General features: G+C 34.9%; 18 protein-coding genes. 10 read left to right on the top strand and 8 right to left on the bottom strand.

Annotated elements, in window-relative coordinates:
- Window positions 1-67: 67 nt before the first annotated feature.
- The 4 genes from AC061C_RS09380 to AC061C_RS09365 all read right to left on the bottom strand — a co-directional run bounded on the left by AC061C_RS09380 (window position 68) and on the right by AC061C_RS09365 (window position 2,269).
- Window positions 68-712: a Dph6-related ATP pyrophosphatase gene (locus AC061C_RS09380; protein WP_478290958.1), complete on the bottom strand. Its 645-nt coding sequence runs from the start codon at window positions 710-712 to the stop codon at window positions 68-70.
- 90 nt (window positions 713-802) lie between these two features.
- Window positions 803-1,318, bottom strand: coding sequence for a bifunctional adenosylcobinamide kinase/adenosylcobinamide-phosphate guanylyltransferase (cobU, locus tag AC061C_RS09375; RefSeq protein WP_478290957.1), 516 nt, complete (start codon window positions 1,316-1,318; stop codon window positions 803-805).
- Between the two features lie 65 nt (window positions 1,319-1,383).
- The gene (locus AC061C_RS09370) at window positions 1,384-2,100 is read right to left on the bottom strand and encodes a DUF8737 domain-containing protein (RefSeq protein WP_478290956.1); all 717 of its coding nucleotides are present in this window, start codon (window positions 2,098-2,100) and stop codon (window positions 1,384-1,386) included.
- A 22-nt stretch (window positions 2,101-2,122) separates the two neighbouring features.
- Window positions 2,123-2,269 (bottom strand): DUF5522 domain-containing protein, encoded by a 147-nt coding sequence (locus tag AC061C_RS09365; protein ID WP_478290984.1) that lies wholly within the window; start codon window positions 2,267-2,269, stop codon window positions 2,123-2,125.
- Window positions 2,270-2,276: 7 nt separating this feature from the next.
- Here AC061C_RS09365 and AC061C_RS09360 point away from each other — a divergent pair, with 7 nt between their 5' ends.
- Window positions 2,277-2,483 carry a hypothetical protein gene (locus AC061C_RS09360; protein ID WP_478290986.1) on the top strand — a complete coding sequence of 69 codons (207 nt, stop codon included), beginning with the start codon at window positions 2,277-2,279 and terminating at the stop codon, window positions 2,481-2,483.
- Window positions 2,484-2,544: 61 nt separating this feature from the next.
- Here the strand turns inward: AC061C_RS09360 and AC061C_RS09355 are convergent, their stop codons facing one another.
- Window positions 2,545-3,480, bottom strand: coding sequence for an ABC transporter substrate-binding protein (locus tag AC061C_RS09355; protein ID WP_478290955.1), 936 nt, complete (start codon window positions 3,478-3,480; stop codon window positions 2,545-2,547).
- 189 nt (window positions 3,481-3,669) lie between these two features.
- Here AC061C_RS09355 and AC061C_RS09350 point away from each other — a divergent pair, with 189 nt between their 5' ends.
- The 3 genes from AC061C_RS09350 to AC061C_RS09340 are packed head-to-tail and all read left to right on the top strand — an operon-like array spanning window position 3,670 to window position 6,627.
- On the top strand, window positions 3,670-4,812 hold the full coding sequence (locus AC061C_RS09350; RefSeq protein ID WP_478290954.1) for an ABC transporter substrate-binding protein: 1,143 nt from the start codon (window positions 3,670-3,672) through the stop codon (window positions 4,810-4,812).
- A gap of 1 nt (window position 4,813) precedes the next feature.
- The gene (locus AC061C_RS09345) at window positions 4,814-5,845 is read left to right on the top strand and encodes an iron chelate uptake ABC transporter family permease subunit (RefSeq protein WP_478290953.1); all 1,032 of its coding nucleotides are present in this window, start codon (window positions 4,814-4,816) and stop codon (window positions 5,843-5,845) included.
- The gene (locus AC061C_RS09340) at window positions 5,845-6,627 is read left to right on the top strand and encodes an ABC transporter ATP-binding protein (protein WP_478290952.1); all 783 of its coding nucleotides are present in this window, start codon (window positions 5,845-5,847) and stop codon (window positions 6,625-6,627) included. Before AC061C_RS09345 ends, AC061C_RS09340 begins: the two co-directional genes overlap by 1 nt.
- On the opposite strand, the gene AC061C_RS09335 is transcribed toward AC061C_RS09340, so the two are convergent.
- Window positions 6,624-7,079 (bottom strand): tRNA (cytidine(34)-2'-O)-methyltransferase, encoded by a 456-nt coding sequence (locus AC061C_RS09335; RefSeq protein WP_417978942.1) that lies wholly within the window; start codon window positions 7,077-7,079, stop codon window positions 6,624-6,626. The two genes, AC061C_RS09340 and AC061C_RS09335, sit on opposite strands and share 4 nt — an antisense overlap.
- Before the next feature lie 50 nt (window positions 7,080-7,129).
- Entirely contained in the window at window positions 7,130-7,705 is a 576-nt protein-coding gene (locus AC061C_RS09330) for a pseudouridine synthase (protein WP_478290951.1), read from the bottom strand.
- A gap of 171 nt (window positions 7,706-7,876) precedes the next feature.
- On the opposite strand from AC061C_RS09330, the gene AC061C_RS09325 reads away from it, so the two are divergent.
- Together AC061C_RS09325 and AC061C_RS09320 are read left to right on the top strand one after the other, a co-directional pair.
- Window positions 7,877-8,254: a hypothetical protein gene (locus AC061C_RS09325; RefSeq protein ID WP_478290950.1), complete on the top strand. Its 378-nt coding sequence runs from the start codon at window positions 7,877-7,879 to the stop codon at window positions 8,252-8,254.
- A 242-nt stretch (window positions 8,255-8,496) separates the two neighbouring features.
- Entirely contained in the window at window positions 8,497-11,913 is a 3,417-nt protein-coding gene (locus AC061C_RS09320; RefSeq protein ID WP_478290949.1) for a choice-of-anchor J domain-containing protein, read from the top strand.
- A 144-nt stretch (window positions 11,914-12,057) separates the two neighbouring features.
- Here the strand turns inward: AC061C_RS09320 and AC061C_RS09315 are convergent, their stop codons facing one another.
- Window positions 12,058-12,696 (bottom strand): Pr6Pr family membrane protein, encoded by a 639-nt coding sequence (locus AC061C_RS09315; RefSeq protein ID WP_478290948.1) that lies wholly within the window; start codon window positions 12,694-12,696, stop codon window positions 12,058-12,060.
- A 136-nt stretch (window positions 12,697-12,832) separates the two neighbouring features.
- Here AC061C_RS09315 and AC061C_RS09310 point away from each other — a divergent pair, with 136 nt between their 5' ends.
- The 4 genes from AC061C_RS09310 (at window position 12,833) to AC061C_RS09295 (ending at window position 15,847) form a co-directional block, all read left to right on the top strand.
- Window positions 12,833-14,203, top strand: a complete 1,371-nt coding sequence (locus AC061C_RS09310) for a DNA recombination protein RmuC (RefSeq protein WP_478290947.1) — start codon at window positions 12,833-12,835, stop codon at window positions 14,201-14,203.
- Window positions 14,204-14,210: 7 nt separating this feature from the next.
- Window positions 14,211-14,576: a 6-phosphogluconate dehydrogenase gene (locus AC061C_RS09305; protein ID WP_478290946.1), complete on the top strand. Its 366-nt coding sequence runs from the start codon at window positions 14,211-14,213 to the stop codon at window positions 14,574-14,576.
- Complete coding sequence (locus AC061C_RS09300; protein WP_309757022.1) at window positions 14,576-15,127, top strand: acyl-CoA thioesterase; 552 nt, start codon at window positions 14,576-14,578, stop codon at window positions 15,125-15,127. The genes AC061C_RS09305 and AC061C_RS09300 overlap by 1 nt, the downstream gene beginning before the upstream one ends.
- A gap of 180 nt (window positions 15,128-15,307) precedes the next feature.
- Window positions 15,308-15,847, top strand: a complete 540-nt coding sequence (locus tag AC061C_RS09295; RefSeq protein WP_478290945.1) for a YceI family protein — start codon at window positions 15,308-15,310, stop codon at window positions 15,845-15,847.
- Window positions 15,848-15,849 lie beyond the last annotated feature (2 nt).

Raw genomic sequence — 15,849 nt, 5'->3', positions numbered from 1 at the left:
TTAAAAACATTGCTTTGATATTGATTTTTGTAATTGATATTGCCATTGTTTCTTTGTTATTGAAAAGTTATTCTTCCCAAACAATGAAGCAATAATTTTCATAGGTAATTTTAATGAATGCTGGCAATTCAATCGCTCCCGAAAATAACGGACAGTTAAGTACCAAAGTATGAAATTCACCATTTTCGCCACAAGGATCTATTCCTTTTTCGTGTAATTCTTGCGCTAGTTCTTTGGTCAAAATTTTCCCCAGATACTGTTCTCCCATCATTGTATTGCAAGAAACAATCATGGTTACAATTCCGTTTTCAAGCATTTGGTTTACCAAAACAATTCGGTCTTGTTGCCACAAAGGTAAAATTGCTTTTAGTGATGCGGCGGCACATACTTTATCTTCCCAATCTTTGTGCGGTTGCAAATCAATATCACCAAAAACGGCTGCTTCCAAATCATATTTGGCTTTTAGGATTTTCAGAACTGCAATAAACTTGACTTCATAATCACCCCAAGTTGCCGGAATTCCTTCCAGAGGCAATCCCATTTTTTGGGCTTGCTGATTCAAAATAGACAAAGGCAATCCGTGAGAACGAGACACTTTGCCGTTTTCATTCATCATGTTTAGTAACACTTTTGGAATAAACCCTAGCTGGGTTGCTCGCATCATTGCGTAACAACTGTCTTTTCCTCCACTCCAAGAAGTTACAAAATTCATATGTAGTTATTTATTGATTTTTAATTGCATATGTAATACGCTATGGGGCACTATTTTCTATGAATTCAATGCTGTAAAATCATAGCTATTTTATTTTTTTACTTTGATCGTAACTGGAATTCCGGAAACCATAAGCACAACGGTATCGGCAGTTGCAGCAATATATTGATTCATCCAACCTTGAAGTTCGGTAAATTTTCTTCCAACTGCTGTATCAGCATGAAGCCCCATACCAATTTCATTCGTGACAATGATAATCGTTGTATTTTCTTGATTGGCAATTGCATCAATTTCAGCTTTAGCTTGCTCTAAGCACAAAGAAATATCGTTTTTAGTATCTACAAAAAAGTTCGTTAACCAAAGTGTAACACAATCTACAACGGCTACTTTTCCTGAAAAATCAATCTCGCTCAAGTGTTTTTCTTTTTCAATATTAATCCATCGTTCGTCCCGATCGTTTTGATGGCGATCGATTCTTTTTTGGAAGTCATCATCCCATTTTCGGGCTGTCGCCACATACATTGGTTTATCCGACAATTCTTTTGCTAGATTTTCGGCATAACTACTTTTTCCCGAGCGTTCACCACCAGTTATTAAATATATCATTTTTTATTATTTATTTACCACAGAGGCGCAAAGACTCAAAGTTTTTTTTATAATTATTTTCATTTTTAATGTTCTAGTTTTCTGGCGAGTTGCCTAATAGATACCAAATGTCCGAACAAAACAATCGGAACTATAAAAGTGGGCAACAAACTAAATGGAAAATTCAAGACGGCAATATTCGGTTGGTCAAATGCGAACTTTTGTATTGGCGAAGGTACTGATAGCAATGCGTTCACTACAATATTCACTAAAAGTCCAAGACAAATAAAGTTCCAAATTAAAATAATTTGTCGTCTCAATATTCCTTTCTTAAATCCAAAATAAGCAATAAAAGGGGCTGTAATTCCCGCGATAATATCAAAATTTCGTCCTTCGAAAGTCATTAGTTGTGGAACAGCTTTGTGTAAAAACAGCCAATACAAGACGATTTCGACTGGAATTCTCAAGATGTTCAAATAAGTAACGTTTATCAAAGGTAAACTGTCTATAAATTGCCGTCCTTTGGTTGTGGCAAACAAAAGAATAATAGTGAAAATTGTTGGCAATATACCAAACAACATAATTTTTGGAGGAAATGAATTGGTATCAGAATTGTAAAAATTATTTAGTGTTAAAACCGCTTGGATAGCCAACCAAATTATCAAGCCAAATAAAATAACATTAGCTTTTTTTCTTATCGCTTCCCCACTTGAGTTCTTAACAGTCCAATAAAAAAGTAACAAAGTAGCTACTGTGGTCAGTGCAAAAGCTACTGAAATATAGATGGGTAAGTTTTTTATCATTCTCTTTAGGTTTAAATGTCAATTAAATATGATTTTTAAAATTCTGTGTAATACTTATTTTTTTAAATCCATACGGACAGTGTCGACATCCATTGGTACAACAGTGCCCTCTTTTAAGATGAAACCAAGTCTTGAAAACATAGTTCCCATTTTCTAGATAATAGTCGATTCCTTCTATGAGATTAGTCGTTTTGGGTAAATCTTTAGCTATAGTATTTGTTGCCGTTTCGGGAGTTATTGTAGCAACATATTCGTCAATTTTAGTGGAACAAGCCGTTGTAAAGCAACTTACGCAAAGGCAATCCACTACTTCTGACGGAGTAAAAATGGGCGGAAAATCGTTGCACCAGCACTTACTTCCTTCAGGTGTGTCCCCACAATGAAAAGGAGTTCCGCAGGTAGAACAGTTTTTTATTCGATTAGCGTTTGGAAAAGTATTCGTCATTATTTCACTTTTTCATTAACATGAAAAGACAAATATTTGTGCTTTAATGTACTTGGAACTTCAAAAAGATCTGGATGAAATAGTGCTGCCAGCAATTCAATTCCGTCTACAACGGTCGTGCTAGGTTGCGTAAATAAATCGGCATCAGCTAGAAAAACGGCATTATTTTGAACTGCTTGTAAAGTCTCCCAACCTTCTAATTTGGTCAATGCTTCAATTTCTTGCCCTGAACGGCTGACTTCAAAACCACAAGGTGCCACAACCAAAACCTCTGGATTATAGAGCAAAATACGTTCCCAATCCGTAACAATCGAATAGCCCGATGGATTCGAAAGCATATCAACGCCTCCAGCTTGCGAAATCTGATACGGTATCCAATGTCCACAATTATAAATAGGATCCAGCCACTCCATAACCATAACTCGTTTTAATGGCGCGTTATTTTTGCGAAGCGTATCCAGAATAAAATCGGTTCGTTTTTTTAGTTTTGCCAGTAACTCATAAGCGCGCTCTTCTTTATTGAAAGCCTTTGCAATCGTTATCGCATTTTGATAAATATCGTGTAAATTCCTAGGGATAAGTGCGATTAATTCTGGCTCTTTCGATAGTTTATAAATGGAACGAGCCACATGACTGGTGTCTATTTGACATACATCACAAACATCTTGCGTAAAAATAATATCTGGAGCAATCGATTCTAGTAAAGCATCGTCAATATAGTATAAACTTTTTCCTTGTGCCTTTGATTGTGATACAATTTGGTCAATTTCCTTGCTTGTGTGATTGGTACCTTCAAGATAGGAACGAACTACTTTTGGTTTGTCAGAGTGGCATTCAAAAGTAACACCAACCAATTGACTTTCTAATCCCATTTCGTAAATCATAGAAGTGGCAGCAGGCAAAAAAGAACAAATTTTCATCATTGTAGTTATCATTTAAGGTTCTTTTTGCTGGCCTTTTTTAAATAAAAACAGAAAAAAAACGAAGTACAAATATAAAGGTATGCAGCTAACTATTAGTATAAATCTTATTTTATGTTTTATACTTCCTGCCTCATTTTAAAAATTTGATTCTGATTATAAAAAAATTATAATTTACCTTTGTCTTCAAATTTGCAAAAAATCATGAAAGGAAATACGCTGAAATTAACTTATTTTATATTGTTTTTAATGCTAATAGGATGCAAAAAAAACGAGCAAACTTCAATAAAAACAGCAGTTACAACTGGGAATTCCATAACGTATTCAAAAAGTCTAGCTATCTTTAAGCACGAAGGCTATTCAATAGTAAAAGTTTCAAATCCTTGGCCTGAAGCCAATAAGGACTTCACTTATATATTAAAAGAAAAAAGCGGCAGCATTCCTGACAGCCTGCAAAAATACACTACAATTTCAGTTCCTTTAAAATCAATTGTCGTTACCTCAACTACCAATATTCCTTTTTTGGAAATGCTTGAAGTTGAAAAATCATTGTTAGGTTTCCCTCACACCGATTATGTTTCCTCTGAAAAAACCAGAAAACTAATTGATGCCGGCGCAGTTAAAAACATAGGACAAAATGAGAAATTAAATACAGAGCAACTGATTGAATTAGCGCCTGATTTAATGGTGACTTTTGGAATTGACAACAACAATCCTATGATTGATAATCTACAAAAAAGCGGTCTAAAAGTGCTCATTCAAGCGGATTGGATGGAGCAAACACCGCTGGGAAAAGCCGAATGGATCAAGCTTTATGGTGCTTTGTTTGGAAAAGAAAAAGAGGCCAAACTACTATTTGATGGAATTGTCAAGAATTATAATGATGCGACACAATTAGTGGCCTCCCAAAAACCAACAGCAACCGTTTTGTACGGCTCTATGTATCAAGATCAGTGGTATGTGGCAAGGGGAAACAGCTGGGTTGCCCAATTCATGAAGGATGCAAAAGCGAATTATTTATGGGCTGATGTTGAAGGAACTGGAAGCCTTAGTTTGTCGTTTGAAAAAATACTGGAAAAAGCCAAAACTGCCAAATACTGGATTGCAACAGGTTCTTTTAAGAATCTCGCAGAATTTGAAAACAGCAATCCGCATTACGATCAATTTGATGCTTTAAAATCTAGAAATGTGTATACTTTCGAAAGTAAATTAGGCAGTACAGGAGGAACTGTATATTATGAAGTTGCCGCCAGTCGACCAGATTTAGTACTAAAAGATTACATAAAAATATTCCATCCTGAACTGCTTCCAAATTATACATTTACTTTTGCACAAAAACTGAATTAAATTGCCTCACCAAAAACGAAATATAATTTTATTTTTCTTGCTCACTTTTGTGCTTGTGCTTTTGTTTTTTGTAAATATTAGTTTGGGTTCTATTACGATTCCTTTTAAGGAAATCTACACTAGTTTAACGGGCGGTCAAGCCAGCAAATCTAGTTGGGAGTACATTATTATGAATTACCGTTTACCCAAATCCATTACAGCTGTTCTAGTTGGAATGGGACTGTCGATAAGTGGTTTGTTGATGCAAACTTTGTTTCGAAATCCACTAGCAGGACCCTATGTATTGGGACTAAGTTCTGGTGCTAGTTTAGGAGTAGCTTTTGTACTTTTAGGAGCTGGCTTTTTGCCACCATTTTTGAGCACTTTATTACTATCTCCTTATGGAGTTGTTTTGGCTTCTACCATAGGAAGTTCAATCGTTTTGATGGCAGTATTATTGGTGTCCCAAAAGTTACGTGATACTATGGCGATATTAATTGTAGGATTGATGTTTGGTAGCTTTACCAGCGCAATAGTGGGTATTCTCACGTATTTCAGTACAGCCGAAGAGTTGCGAAAATTTACATTTTGGTCTATGGGAAACTTAGGCAATTTATCTTGGTCTTCTATTTTAATTTTGACAGTTTGTGTTGTAGCAGGACTGTTGTTGAGTGTTTTTAGTATCAAACCCTTAAATGCTTTATTATTGGGCGAAAATTACGCTCGTAGTTTAGGTATGAATTTCAAAAAAACACGCTTAATTATAATTTTCGCCACCAGTATTTTAGCAGGAAGTATCACCGCATATGCAGGACCAATTGCCTTTATTGGACTAGCCGTTCCGCATATTGCAAAATTACTATTTCAAACCAGCAACCATGCGGTATTGTTTTGGAGTACGTTGCTTTTAGGAGCATCAATAATGCTCATTTGTGATGTGATTTCAGAGTTACCTGGATTAAATATCACGCTACCCATCAATGCAGTAACCTCTATAATTGGCGCTCCAGTTGTAATCTGGTTATTGGTTAGGAAACGAAAAATGATTGCCTAATGGAAAACAAAATAATCTTACAAGCCTCTCAAATCAGCATTGGGTATTCTCATAAAAAAAAGCAAACAATAGTAGCTTCTGATATTTCTATTTCTTTAAAAAAAGGAAAACTAATTGCTTTAATTGGTGCCAATGGCATAGGGAAATCGACACTTTTAAGAACAATAACAGGAATACAGAAACCGCTAATGGGTGCTGTTTTTTTGAATGAAAAGAAAATTACTTCCTATGAACCTTTGGCTTTAGCACAAAATCTAAGTATCGTTTTAACCGAAAAATTACCTCCCAGTAATTTAACCGTTTTTGAACTCATTGCTTTAGGAAGACAACCCTACACCAACTGGATGGGAACTTTATCTGACATTGATATTGTAAAAGTTAACGAAGCCATGGCGTTGACACAAATTAGTCATTTAACCGCCAAAAAGCATTATGAAATCAGTGACGGACAATTACAAAAAGTACTTATTGCACGGGCTTTGGCACAAGATACTCCATTAATAATTTTGGATGAACCCACTACCCATTTGGACTTACTACATAAAGTAGCACTGTTCAAACTTTTAAAAAAACTCACACAGGAAACCGGAAAATGCATTTTGTTTTCTACGCATGATATCGATATGGCCATACAATTGAGTGACGAAATGATTATTATGACTCCAGAAATAGTGCTACAAGACGAACCCTGCAATTTCATTGCAAAAGGCAGTTTCAACACGCTATTTAAAGACGAGCATATTATTTTTGATGCCGAAAAAGGGAAGTTTGTAATTTCTTAAACGTTCAAACTTATTTGCCTTTTTGCTTCACCAATAACAAACGCTACAGAATTCGCTATATTAAAACTCCTGATTAGTGGGGACATAGGAATAGTTAAGTGATTTTCGAACTGTGCGAGAACTTCTTGGCTCAAGCCTTTACTCTCTTTACCAAAAACCAACCAGTCGCCATCCTGAAAATCAGTTTCTAAATACGATTTTGAAGCATGAGAACTCATTAAGAAAACGCGTGACAAGTCTGATATCTGCGCTTTCCATTCGGCTACATTTTGATATTCTGTCACATCAAGATGCACCCAATAATCCAATCCAGAACGTTTGAGGTTTTTATCATTAATGACAAATCCAAAAGGATGAATCAAGTGCAAACGACTTTCTGTGCCCACACACAAGCGGCCAATGTTTCCGGTATTGTTAGGTATTTCTGGCTCTACGAGAACGATATTTAACATAGTATACTTTATTAAAAAATTGAAAAATTAAAAGATTCAGATCAAATCCGTTACATCTCTATTTGAAAATCCTCAACTTCTTTAACTTCCCCTGCCTGTAAATCATTGAGATGCATGCTTCCTATTCGAACACGAACCAAACGTAACGTGGGAAAACCAACAGCAGCCGTCATTTTGCGCACTTGGCGAAATTTGCCTTCATTGACTGTAATCGATGCCCAAGAAGTGGGACCATGGCGGTCATCTCGAATTTTTTTTCCGCGTTGGCCAAAATTAGGAATTTCATTCAAAATAAAGGATTGGCAAGGCTTGGTTTTGTATTTGGTACCGTTAAATCCAATTTCAACTCCCTTCTTTATTTGATCAATGGCTTGCTGATTGATAACACCATCTACTTGCACAAAATATTCTTTATCTACTTTTTTACTTCGAATAATTTCGCTCATCATCCCATCAGTAGTCAACAATAACAACCCTTCCGAATCTTCGTCAAGACGTCCAATTGCCATTGTCCCAATCGGAAAATTATACAACTCCCCCAGCAATTTCTTTTTTCTTTTTAACTCGTAAATAAACTGACTTAAATATCCGTAAGGTTTGTGAATGATGAAGTGAGAATGCGGCATTTTATTCGATTGTTTGTGTGAGCAAAGATAGTTTTGTTTTTGATGGATTTAAAATAGTGTCGCTATACAATTACTATTAGAAAGCAAAAGCTATGTTAAATGATTAAAATAACAAGGATTTTTGTTGTAATCTTATAGTAGAATAAAATAGTAACTTTTAAAAAAAATATCATGCAAAGCGACGATTTAAGTAACAAAAAATCCAATAATAAACAAACTACAAATGAAGGATTAAGCGGAAATAATAGTCCCGAAGATCCTGCCACAGGCGCATCAATACTTAAAGAAGAAGTGGAAATTGACGCCAATGGAAATGAAAAACTGGTGCAAAGAGCCCGTAATGTAGACCAAAAAATAGCTTCTATACCAGAACCTGAAGAAAGAAATTGGAATGAAAACGAAAGTTTGAGTCGCGGTGTATCTTCAGAAAAAGAAAATATGAGAACCGTTGAAAATGAAGATTACAACTCTGATATTACAGCAAAAAGATATCCTAATGAACACCCTGATAACAAAGAAAATCGCGGAAATATAAAATTGGACGAGTAAAATAGTCTCATAGCGCTATACCAAAACAGAAATACTGTATTAAAAATTTTAATAGCTAGCAAGGAATTTATTTCTTGTTGGCTTTTTTATTGAATTAAAAAAAGGTATTAATTAACGGTTGGCAAAAAAGAAAAATAGGATCTCAAATTATTAATTTTTAAAATACTGAGTTAGATAAATTTATAATATTCTCTTAACATTAAAACTTATAAATTTGCGACCTAAATTTACCTTAAATATCTATGAAACATAATTACTATTTGCGCTACTTTGTAGCTTGTTTTACTTTTTTATGCTGCTTTTCAGCAACTCTACTGGCACAAGGAACATCGCCTGCACCTCAAAATTTACCTTTTTCACAAGATTTTTCCACTATAGATGTTGCTTCTACCACTTATCCTGCAGGATTTCAAGGTTGGACCGCAAGTATAGCACCAAGCGGTTCGTATGTGACCACTGGAACTTTGGGAGCAGATCGAGTGTTAGTTGCAAATAGCACCGCTGCAACCTCAAGTGGAAATATCCATAATTACAATGGAAAAATAGGTTTTTTAAACACAGGATCACTAGATCTTACCATTGGATTGGCTATCAAAACTACAGGTAAAACTGCCATATCAGTGGAATATGATGCGATGACGATACGTAATCCATATGCTGATCCAACTAATACGCGTATCAATGATATGGTGTTGCAATACCGTGTCGGTAGTACAGCTAATTTCATCACCTTACCAACTACAGTTTATACAAGTAATACAACGCAGCAAATTTCCGGTACTACAGGACAAAATATTCAAAGAATAAAAGTTTTATTGCCTGCAGAATGCGACAACCAAGACGTAGTTCAAATCAGATGGATTTCCAAACAATTATCTGGAGGTGGCTCACGACCATCTTTTGCCATTGATAACATTACGGTGATCAACGATGTTGTTCCGCCCGTAAATGCAGATGGATTTCCTAAAATAAGTAGCATCCTTTCTGATGGATTTGATTTTTTGACTAAAATTAATGAAGCTGGAAAAACTTATTTTATAGTTGAAGCTTCAGGAAGTACTACTCCAACCGCTGCACAAATAAAGGCAGGAACAAATGCTTCTAATACTGCAGCTTTACGAGCTGGAACGCTTACAATTGTTAATCCTGCTTTAGAATACACCCAAAACAACACTGGATTAATTTCGGGTACTGCTTATGTGGTATACTCTGTGTCAGAAGATACTGCAGGAAACTTACAAACTACAGTAAACACATTAAATGTTACCACTTCAAGCGTTGCAGTGCCTTCTATTACTACGTCTAAAACGGCACTAGATTTTAGTTTTGTAGAGCAAAATTTCAACTCTGCACCATTAAATTATCAAATAACAGCACTCAATTTAGCAAGTGATGTAACGGTAACAGCATCAGGTAATTTTACTATTTCAAAAGCGGCAGCTACAGGGTTTGGAACGAATTTAGTTTTTGCAGCTGCTGACTTTAATAATGGAGCAACACTAACTGTATATGTGAAATTTGCGCCCAATACAACTGGCGTTTTTTCAGGTCAAATAAACCATGAAGCTACAAATGCAACTACTAAGACTGTAAGCTTAACAGGCGTAGGAATAAATCCATACATCCAAGATTTTAATGATGTAAATGTTCTTTCTAACAGTGGCTGGACAGCGTACAGTGTAACTGGCGATAGGATTAAATGGGCAAGCACAACCTCTCGTTTCAATACCGGACCTGCAGCGGTACAAATGAATGGTTTTTCTGAAAGTGGTGCTAGTAAAGACTGGTTGATTTCCCCAAATTTACGTTTAGATACATTTAATCAATTTCCGTTATTGTCTTTTTATTCCCGTAAATTTTTCTCAGGAACACCTCTTAAGTTGATGGTCTCAGTAGATTATGATGGAAAAAGCAACCCTGAAAATGCAACATGGACTGCATTAGAAGGTGATTTCCCAACAACTACTGGAACATTCAAACAATCACAATTTATCAACTTACAAGCATATAAAACCGACCACACCTATATTGCTTGGGTTTATGAATCGACTGGTTCTGGAACCGGTTCTGATAGTGCGGAATGGACACTGGATGATGTACGAATAGCGAATAATGAAACATTTATAGCATCTAACCCTAATCTAAATTTTGGAGAGGTTAGCCCTAACACTACTTCATCAAGTCAATCATTTGCATTTATGGCAGGTGGTTACGGCGATATCACCATAACTGCTCCTGCTGATTTCCAAATATCAACTGACAATACGAATTTTCAAACTAGCGTAGTGATCACCGCTGCCGAGGCTGTAGCAGGCAAAACAATTTTTGCTCGTTTCGCTCCCTCTGTAAAAGCGCTTACTATTTCTGGTCCTTTGAAGTTAACTGGAACAGGACTTAATCAAGAAATTGGCGCTTTCAAAGGTTCTTCCATAACAAAAGCGGAAACTTTTGATATTGTTACCTATAACTTAGAATTTTTTGGAACTGATGTTAAAGATACAGGCGGAACTGAATTTGGTCCAACAAATGATGCGCTACAAATAGACAACGTGGCCAAGGTCATGAATACTTTAAATGCAGATGTTTACGCTGTTCAAGAAGTTTCGGATGATGCAGCTTTAGATCTGTTAATAACTAAAATAAGCATTAACGGAAAAACCTTTGCAAAATCAGTTTCTCCAGTTTGGTCACGCTCGTTTCAAGCTCCAGATGTAAATTTTCCACCGCAAAAATTAGTAGTGATTTACAATACACAAACTACCGCAGTAAAAAAGACACGTGTACTATTCTCTAAATTGTATGATGAAGTACGTGCTGGAACAAAAACACTTCCTAATTACCCAGGTGGCGACGGTTCAAGCTTTTATTCGTCTGGTCGTTTACCGTATTTAGTTGAAATAGAAACAAATATTGGTGGTATCAAAAAAGACATTAAAATTGTAGATCTTCATGCAAGAGCCAACAGCGGAGGGGATATAGCACGATACAATATGAGAAAATATGATGTCGAAGTTTTAAAAGACAGTTTAGATGTTGAGTTCCCAAATGCCAATGTAATGCTATTAGGAGATTTTAATGATGATGTGGACCAGTCTGTTATTGCTGGTAATCCTTCCTCTTATCAAAAAATGGTTGAAGATACTGCACGTTACAATACATTGACACTGGAAATCAGTAAAGCAGGCGCTTTTAGCTACTTGTCTTCTGGTGGTTTTCTTGACCATATAGTAGTCTCAAATGAACTTACAGATGAATACGTACCAAATTCGATAATGGTTTACGATCCAAGAACAGACATACCTAGTTACACGACTACTACGTCAGATCATGGCCCAGTAATCGCAAGATTTGAACTTAAAGAAGACATTACGTTAAGTACCAATGATGTTATAGGTAAAAATGAGTTGAGCGCAATTGCTTACCCAAATCCAACCATCGAATCATTTAATGTGGTCGTGAATTTAGAAAACTCAACAGATTTACAGCTTAATATTTACGATGTTTTAGGACGATCAATGGGTATGCCGTATAAATTAAATAGCAGTTCTAATGGCAATACCACTACTATAAATATCGCTAAACTTCCTGCTGGAATATACATTTATACCGTGAGCGATGGCAACAAAGTAATGTATAGAAATAAAATTGTTAAAAAATAAATAGAATTAATTTTTTAAATAAAAGCCAGATTTCACAACTGAAATCTGGCTTTATTTATTTAAAGTATTTACAAAATATGGTATAAGAGTGTACTTTTTACTAGGTTTATTCGAGTACATACAGCAATTTAATTAACAACAGCATTACGACTTTACTGCAGTCTTTTTGCCTACAGTAATCAATAGCATTCCAAAAAATAAAAACGTCAATAGCATAAAAAAACTATTACGAATCACTTCAGAATATCCTAAAGCGTTTACATCAACAAATGGATACGGGTAAAAATTAAAAAAAGCGCCCCGAATTAAGGTATAAATTAAGTACACAAAAGGAAAAATTAGCCATTTAAAAATTGTGCTATATTCCAATTCATTCTTGGTTACAAATACAATCCAATACAATAAAACTAATACTGGAATTACGAGATGCAGCAGCTCATCTACTAATTTCTGAGAACCTGTCGGAGCCCATAAAAAACGTAAGATTACGTTATAAACTAGCCCTACTATTAAAATATACAAAGTAATGGCAGTTGCATTCTTCGCTTTTGAAAAAAACAAACCCCAATTGGATTTTGGCCCCAACCAAAGACAGGAAAAGCAAATTGCTACGAGAATATTGGTCTGAATAGTAAAGAAACTAAAAAATCGAACGATTGTTTCAGGAAGTGAAGCCACACGATTAATGATAATAAGATACAATTGAAAAATCACAGCAAACCAACCCACAATTGAAATTGTTGCACAAAACAGCGTTTTGAATTTTAAAGATTTATCCAGCATGTATTCTAAAGTTTAAAGATGAAGTTATTACTAAATTTACAATTCCATGAATACTAAAAAATAAATACTATTTTGATTTCTCAAAAGAAACTCGGAAACTTTTCTTTATTTTTACAAACTTACAAAAAGAAATTCTATGTCAAATATGCTTCCATTTTTATTGATTTTCATAGTTGCACTCGCTATCGGGATTTTCATTGGCAAGATGCTATACGCTGCCAGATTCCAGTCGGAAAAAATTAGTTTAGAGGAGAAACTCATTGCTTCCAGTTCACAGTTTAATCAACTGAAAGAGCAAATTGTAATGGAGAAAATAGCCTTTGAAAAACAATTAGAAACATCCAATACTGAAAAAGAAAATATCAGAAGTGAAAAAGACAGTCTTGCAATTCAACTCTCAAAAAAGGAAGTAGATTTTGAGAATCTTTGGGAACGAAACAAAGAACAAAAAGAAGAAGTAGAAAAACTTCAAGAAAAATTCACGAAAGAATTTGAGAACCTCGCCAATAAAATATTAGAGGAAAAATCGAATAAATTTACCGAACAGAACAAGGAAAACATGAAAAATATCTTGTCCCCTTTGCAGGATAAAATTCAATTGTTTGAAAAGAAAGTCGAAGACACACACAAAGAAAGCATCGATTACCATGCCGCTCTGCGTCAACAAATATTGGGATTGCAAGAAATGAATATCCAAATGAGCAAAGAAACAATCAACTTGACAAAAGCATTAAAAGGAGATAGCAAGATGCAAGGCAATTGGGGCGAACTCGTACTGGAACGTGTGTTAGAAAAATCAGGTTTAGAAAAAGGACGAGAGTATGAAGTGCAGCAAGCCTTTACAACTGCTGATGGAAACCGCGTTTTCCCTGATGTAGTGATCAATTTACCAGATGGCAAAAAAATGATTGTCGACTCTAAAGTTTCTTTAACTGCCTATGAAAAATACATCAATGAAGAGGAAGAAGAGGTAAAAGCTAGTTTTTTAAAAGAACACGTTAATTCTATAAAACGTCACGTAGAGCAATTAGGCAACAAGAACTATCAGGATTTATACCAAATTGAAAGCCCAGATTTTGTATTATTATTTATTCCTATCGAACCTGCTTTTGCTTTGGCACTCAATGAGGATACTAGTTTGTACAACAAGGCATTCGAAAAAAATATTGTCATAGTTACACCTGCCACTTTATTAGCTACTTTGCGAACTATTGACAGCATGTGGACCAACCAGAAGCAGCAAGAAAACGCACTCGAAATTGCTAGGCAAGCTGGTGCTTTGTATGATAAATTCGAAGGTTTTGTGGGTGATTTAATCAAAATAGGAAAAAAAATAGACGAAAGCAAAATAGAATATAGTGGTGCCATGAACAAACTGGTAGAAGGGAAAGGAAATTTAATTGTAAGTGTCGAGAAATTAAAAAAAATGGGGGCTAAAGCTAAAAAAGCACTTCCCGAAAGTATCTTAAACCGAGCAGAAAAAGACGAAAATAAACTTTTAAACTAAATCTAAAATGAGAAAATTTTTATTGATTATCAGTGTTGTCCTTCTAGTAGCAGTAGCAGGATATTTTGGTTTTTTATACACAGCAACCTACAGTGAAGGCGTGCGATCTGGTGAGTTGATCAAGGTCAGTCACAAAGGTGTTGCATTCAAAACTTGGGAAGGTGAAATTAGTCAAGGAATTTCTGGAGCACAGATTTTTACTTTTTCTGTGATGGATAGTGAAGAAAAAGTGATTGCTGATTTAAAAGATATGGAAGGTCAATATGTTCAAGTGAACTATGTGGAGCGCTACCGAACGTTCCCGTGGTGGGGAGACACTCGCTACTTTATTGTAGCCGTAAAAAAAGTAAACTCGCCTTTTAAAATCAAATAATGAATAGGACCTTTAAAACTGTAGCTTCATCGAATATCAGTATCTCAGAATTAATGCTTCCTTCGCACACAAACTTTAGCGGAAAGATTCATGGAGGTTATATACTGTCTTTATTGGATCAAATTGCTTTTGCTTGCGCTTCAAAATTCTCTGGAAATTATTGTGTAACGGCATCCGTAGACACTGTAAATTTTCTTAAGCCTATAGAAGTTGGCGAACTAGTAACTATGAAAGCTTCTGTAAATTATGTTGGTAAAAGTGCTATGGTTATTGGCATTCGTGTAGAAGCCGAGAATATACAAACAGGAACAATCAAACATTGCAATTCCTCTTATTTTACTATGGTTGCCAAGGACGAGCTAGGCAATAGTATGCTTGTTCCAGGATTAATTTTATCTAATAAAAATGAAGTGCGCCGCTTTTGCAATTGTATCAAACAAATAGAGTTGAAAAAAGAAAAAGAACTGCACGAAGAAAAATTTGATTACAACTCAGTAGAGACGCTAGAAAACTTAAAAAAATACAACGTAAAATTAGAATTACAAGACTAACTTAAGAAAACGTTAGTTCTAAATAAAATCAAAAAGCACTGCTAAAACATTAAAAAAAGAGTTCCTTTTTTTTAATTAAAATGTACAAAATAATAAATTTTATTTGTTTTTTTAGTCGTCAAAGTCTTATGTTTTAAAAAATATTTTTTGTAATTTTAAGTAATTTAATTCATCAATTCCATGAAAAAAATTACAATAGCGTTACTTTTACTTTTTGCCGTGCAACTGCTTGCTCAAGAAAGAATGATGACAGATCATGCAAGCGTATCTTTTGAAGCCTCTATTCCATTTTTTGAAGAAGTAAAAGCTATTAATAAAAAAGTAAACTGCGTTTTAATAACTAAAACTGGTGATTTTACCTGTTGGATGTATGTTAAGGATTTTCAGTTTGAAAGAAGTTTGATGCAAGAACATTTTAATGATAATTACTTAGAAAGCAACGAGTATCCTAGAGCTATTTTCAAAGGTAGAATCGAAAAATTTGATTTAAAAAATTGTACTTCAACTGCAAAACAGCATCAAATCAACGGGAAAATTACTATTCATGGTAAAACTAAAAAAATAAACTGTGTCGGTTTTTTGAAAAAAATAGACAACCGATTAGAACTTGTGACATCAGTTATAGTAAACACAGCTGATTTTAACATCAAAATTCCCGCCATAGTAGATACTAAAATATCCAAAACAGTAAAAATTACAGTCAGTTGTGTCTTACAATAAAC

It is taken from the genome of Flavobacterium sp. GNP010, from assembly GCF_056428945.1.
The sequence above is the reverse complement of the archived record's forward strand: the minus strand, read 5'-3'. Positions and strand labels throughout refer to the sequence as shown.

What these genes read in the sequence shown, in the direction of transcription:
- AC061C_RS09380 (WP_478290958.1), bottom strand. Translation starts at nt 712, where the DNA reads ATGAATTTTGTAACTTCTTGGAGTGGAGGAAAAGACAGTTGTTACGCA.
- cobU (WP_478290957.1), bottom strand. Translation starts at nt 1,318, where the DNA reads ATGATATATTTAATAACTGGTGGTGAACGCTCGGGAAAAAGTAGTTAT.
- AC061C_RS09370 (WP_478290956.1), bottom strand. Translation starts at nt 2,100, where the DNA reads ATGATAAAAAACTTACCCATCTATATTTCAGTAGCTTTTGCACTGACC.
- AC061C_RS09360 (WP_478290986.1), top strand. Translation starts at nt 2,277, where the DNA reads ATGAGATTAGTCGTTTTGGGTAAATCTTTAGCTATAGTATTTGTTGCC.
- AC061C_RS09355 (WP_478290955.1), bottom strand. Translation starts at nt 3,480, where the DNA reads ATGATAACTACAATGATGAAAATTTGTTCTTTTTTGCCTGCTGCCACT.
- AC061C_RS09350 (WP_478290954.1), top strand. Translation starts at nt 3,670, where the DNA reads ATGAAAGGAAATACGCTGAAATTAACTTATTTTATATTGTTTTTAATG.
- AC061C_RS09340 (WP_478290952.1), top strand. Translation starts at nt 5,845, where the DNA reads ATGGAAAACAAAATAATCTTACAAGCCTCTCAAATCAGCATTGGGTAT.
- AC061C_RS09335 (WP_417978942.1), bottom strand. Translation starts at nt 7,079, where the DNA reads ATGTTAAATATCGTTCTCGTAGAGCCAGAAATACCTAACAATACCGGA.
- AC061C_RS09330 (WP_478290951.1), bottom strand. Translation starts at nt 7,705, where the DNA reads ATGCCGCATTCTCACTTCATCATTCACAAACCTTACGGATATTTAAGT.
- AC061C_RS09325 (WP_478290950.1), top strand. Translation starts at nt 7,877, where the DNA reads ATGCAAAGCGACGATTTAAGTAACAAAAAATCCAATAATAAACAAACT.
- AC061C_RS09320 (WP_478290949.1), top strand. Translation starts at nt 8,497, where the DNA reads ATGAAACATAATTACTATTTGCGCTACTTTGTAGCTTGTTTTACTTTT.
- AC061C_RS09315 (WP_478290948.1), bottom strand. Translation starts at nt 12,696, where the DNA reads ATGCTGGATAAATCTTTAAAATTCAAAACGCTGTTTTGTGCAACAATT.
- AC061C_RS09310 (WP_478290947.1), top strand. Translation starts at nt 12,833, where the DNA reads ATGTCAAATATGCTTCCATTTTTATTGATTTTCATAGTTGCACTCGCT.
- AC061C_RS09305 (WP_478290946.1), top strand. Translation starts at nt 14,211, where the DNA reads ATGAGAAAATTTTTATTGATTATCAGTGTTGTCCTTCTAGTAGCAGTA.
- AC061C_RS09300 (WP_309757022.1), top strand. Translation starts at nt 14,576, where the DNA reads ATGAATAGGACCTTTAAAACTGTAGCTTCATCGAATATCAGTATCTCA.
- AC061C_RS09295 (WP_478290945.1), top strand. Translation starts at nt 15,308, where the DNA reads ATGAAAAAAATTACAATAGCGTTACTTTTACTTTTTGCCGTGCAACTG.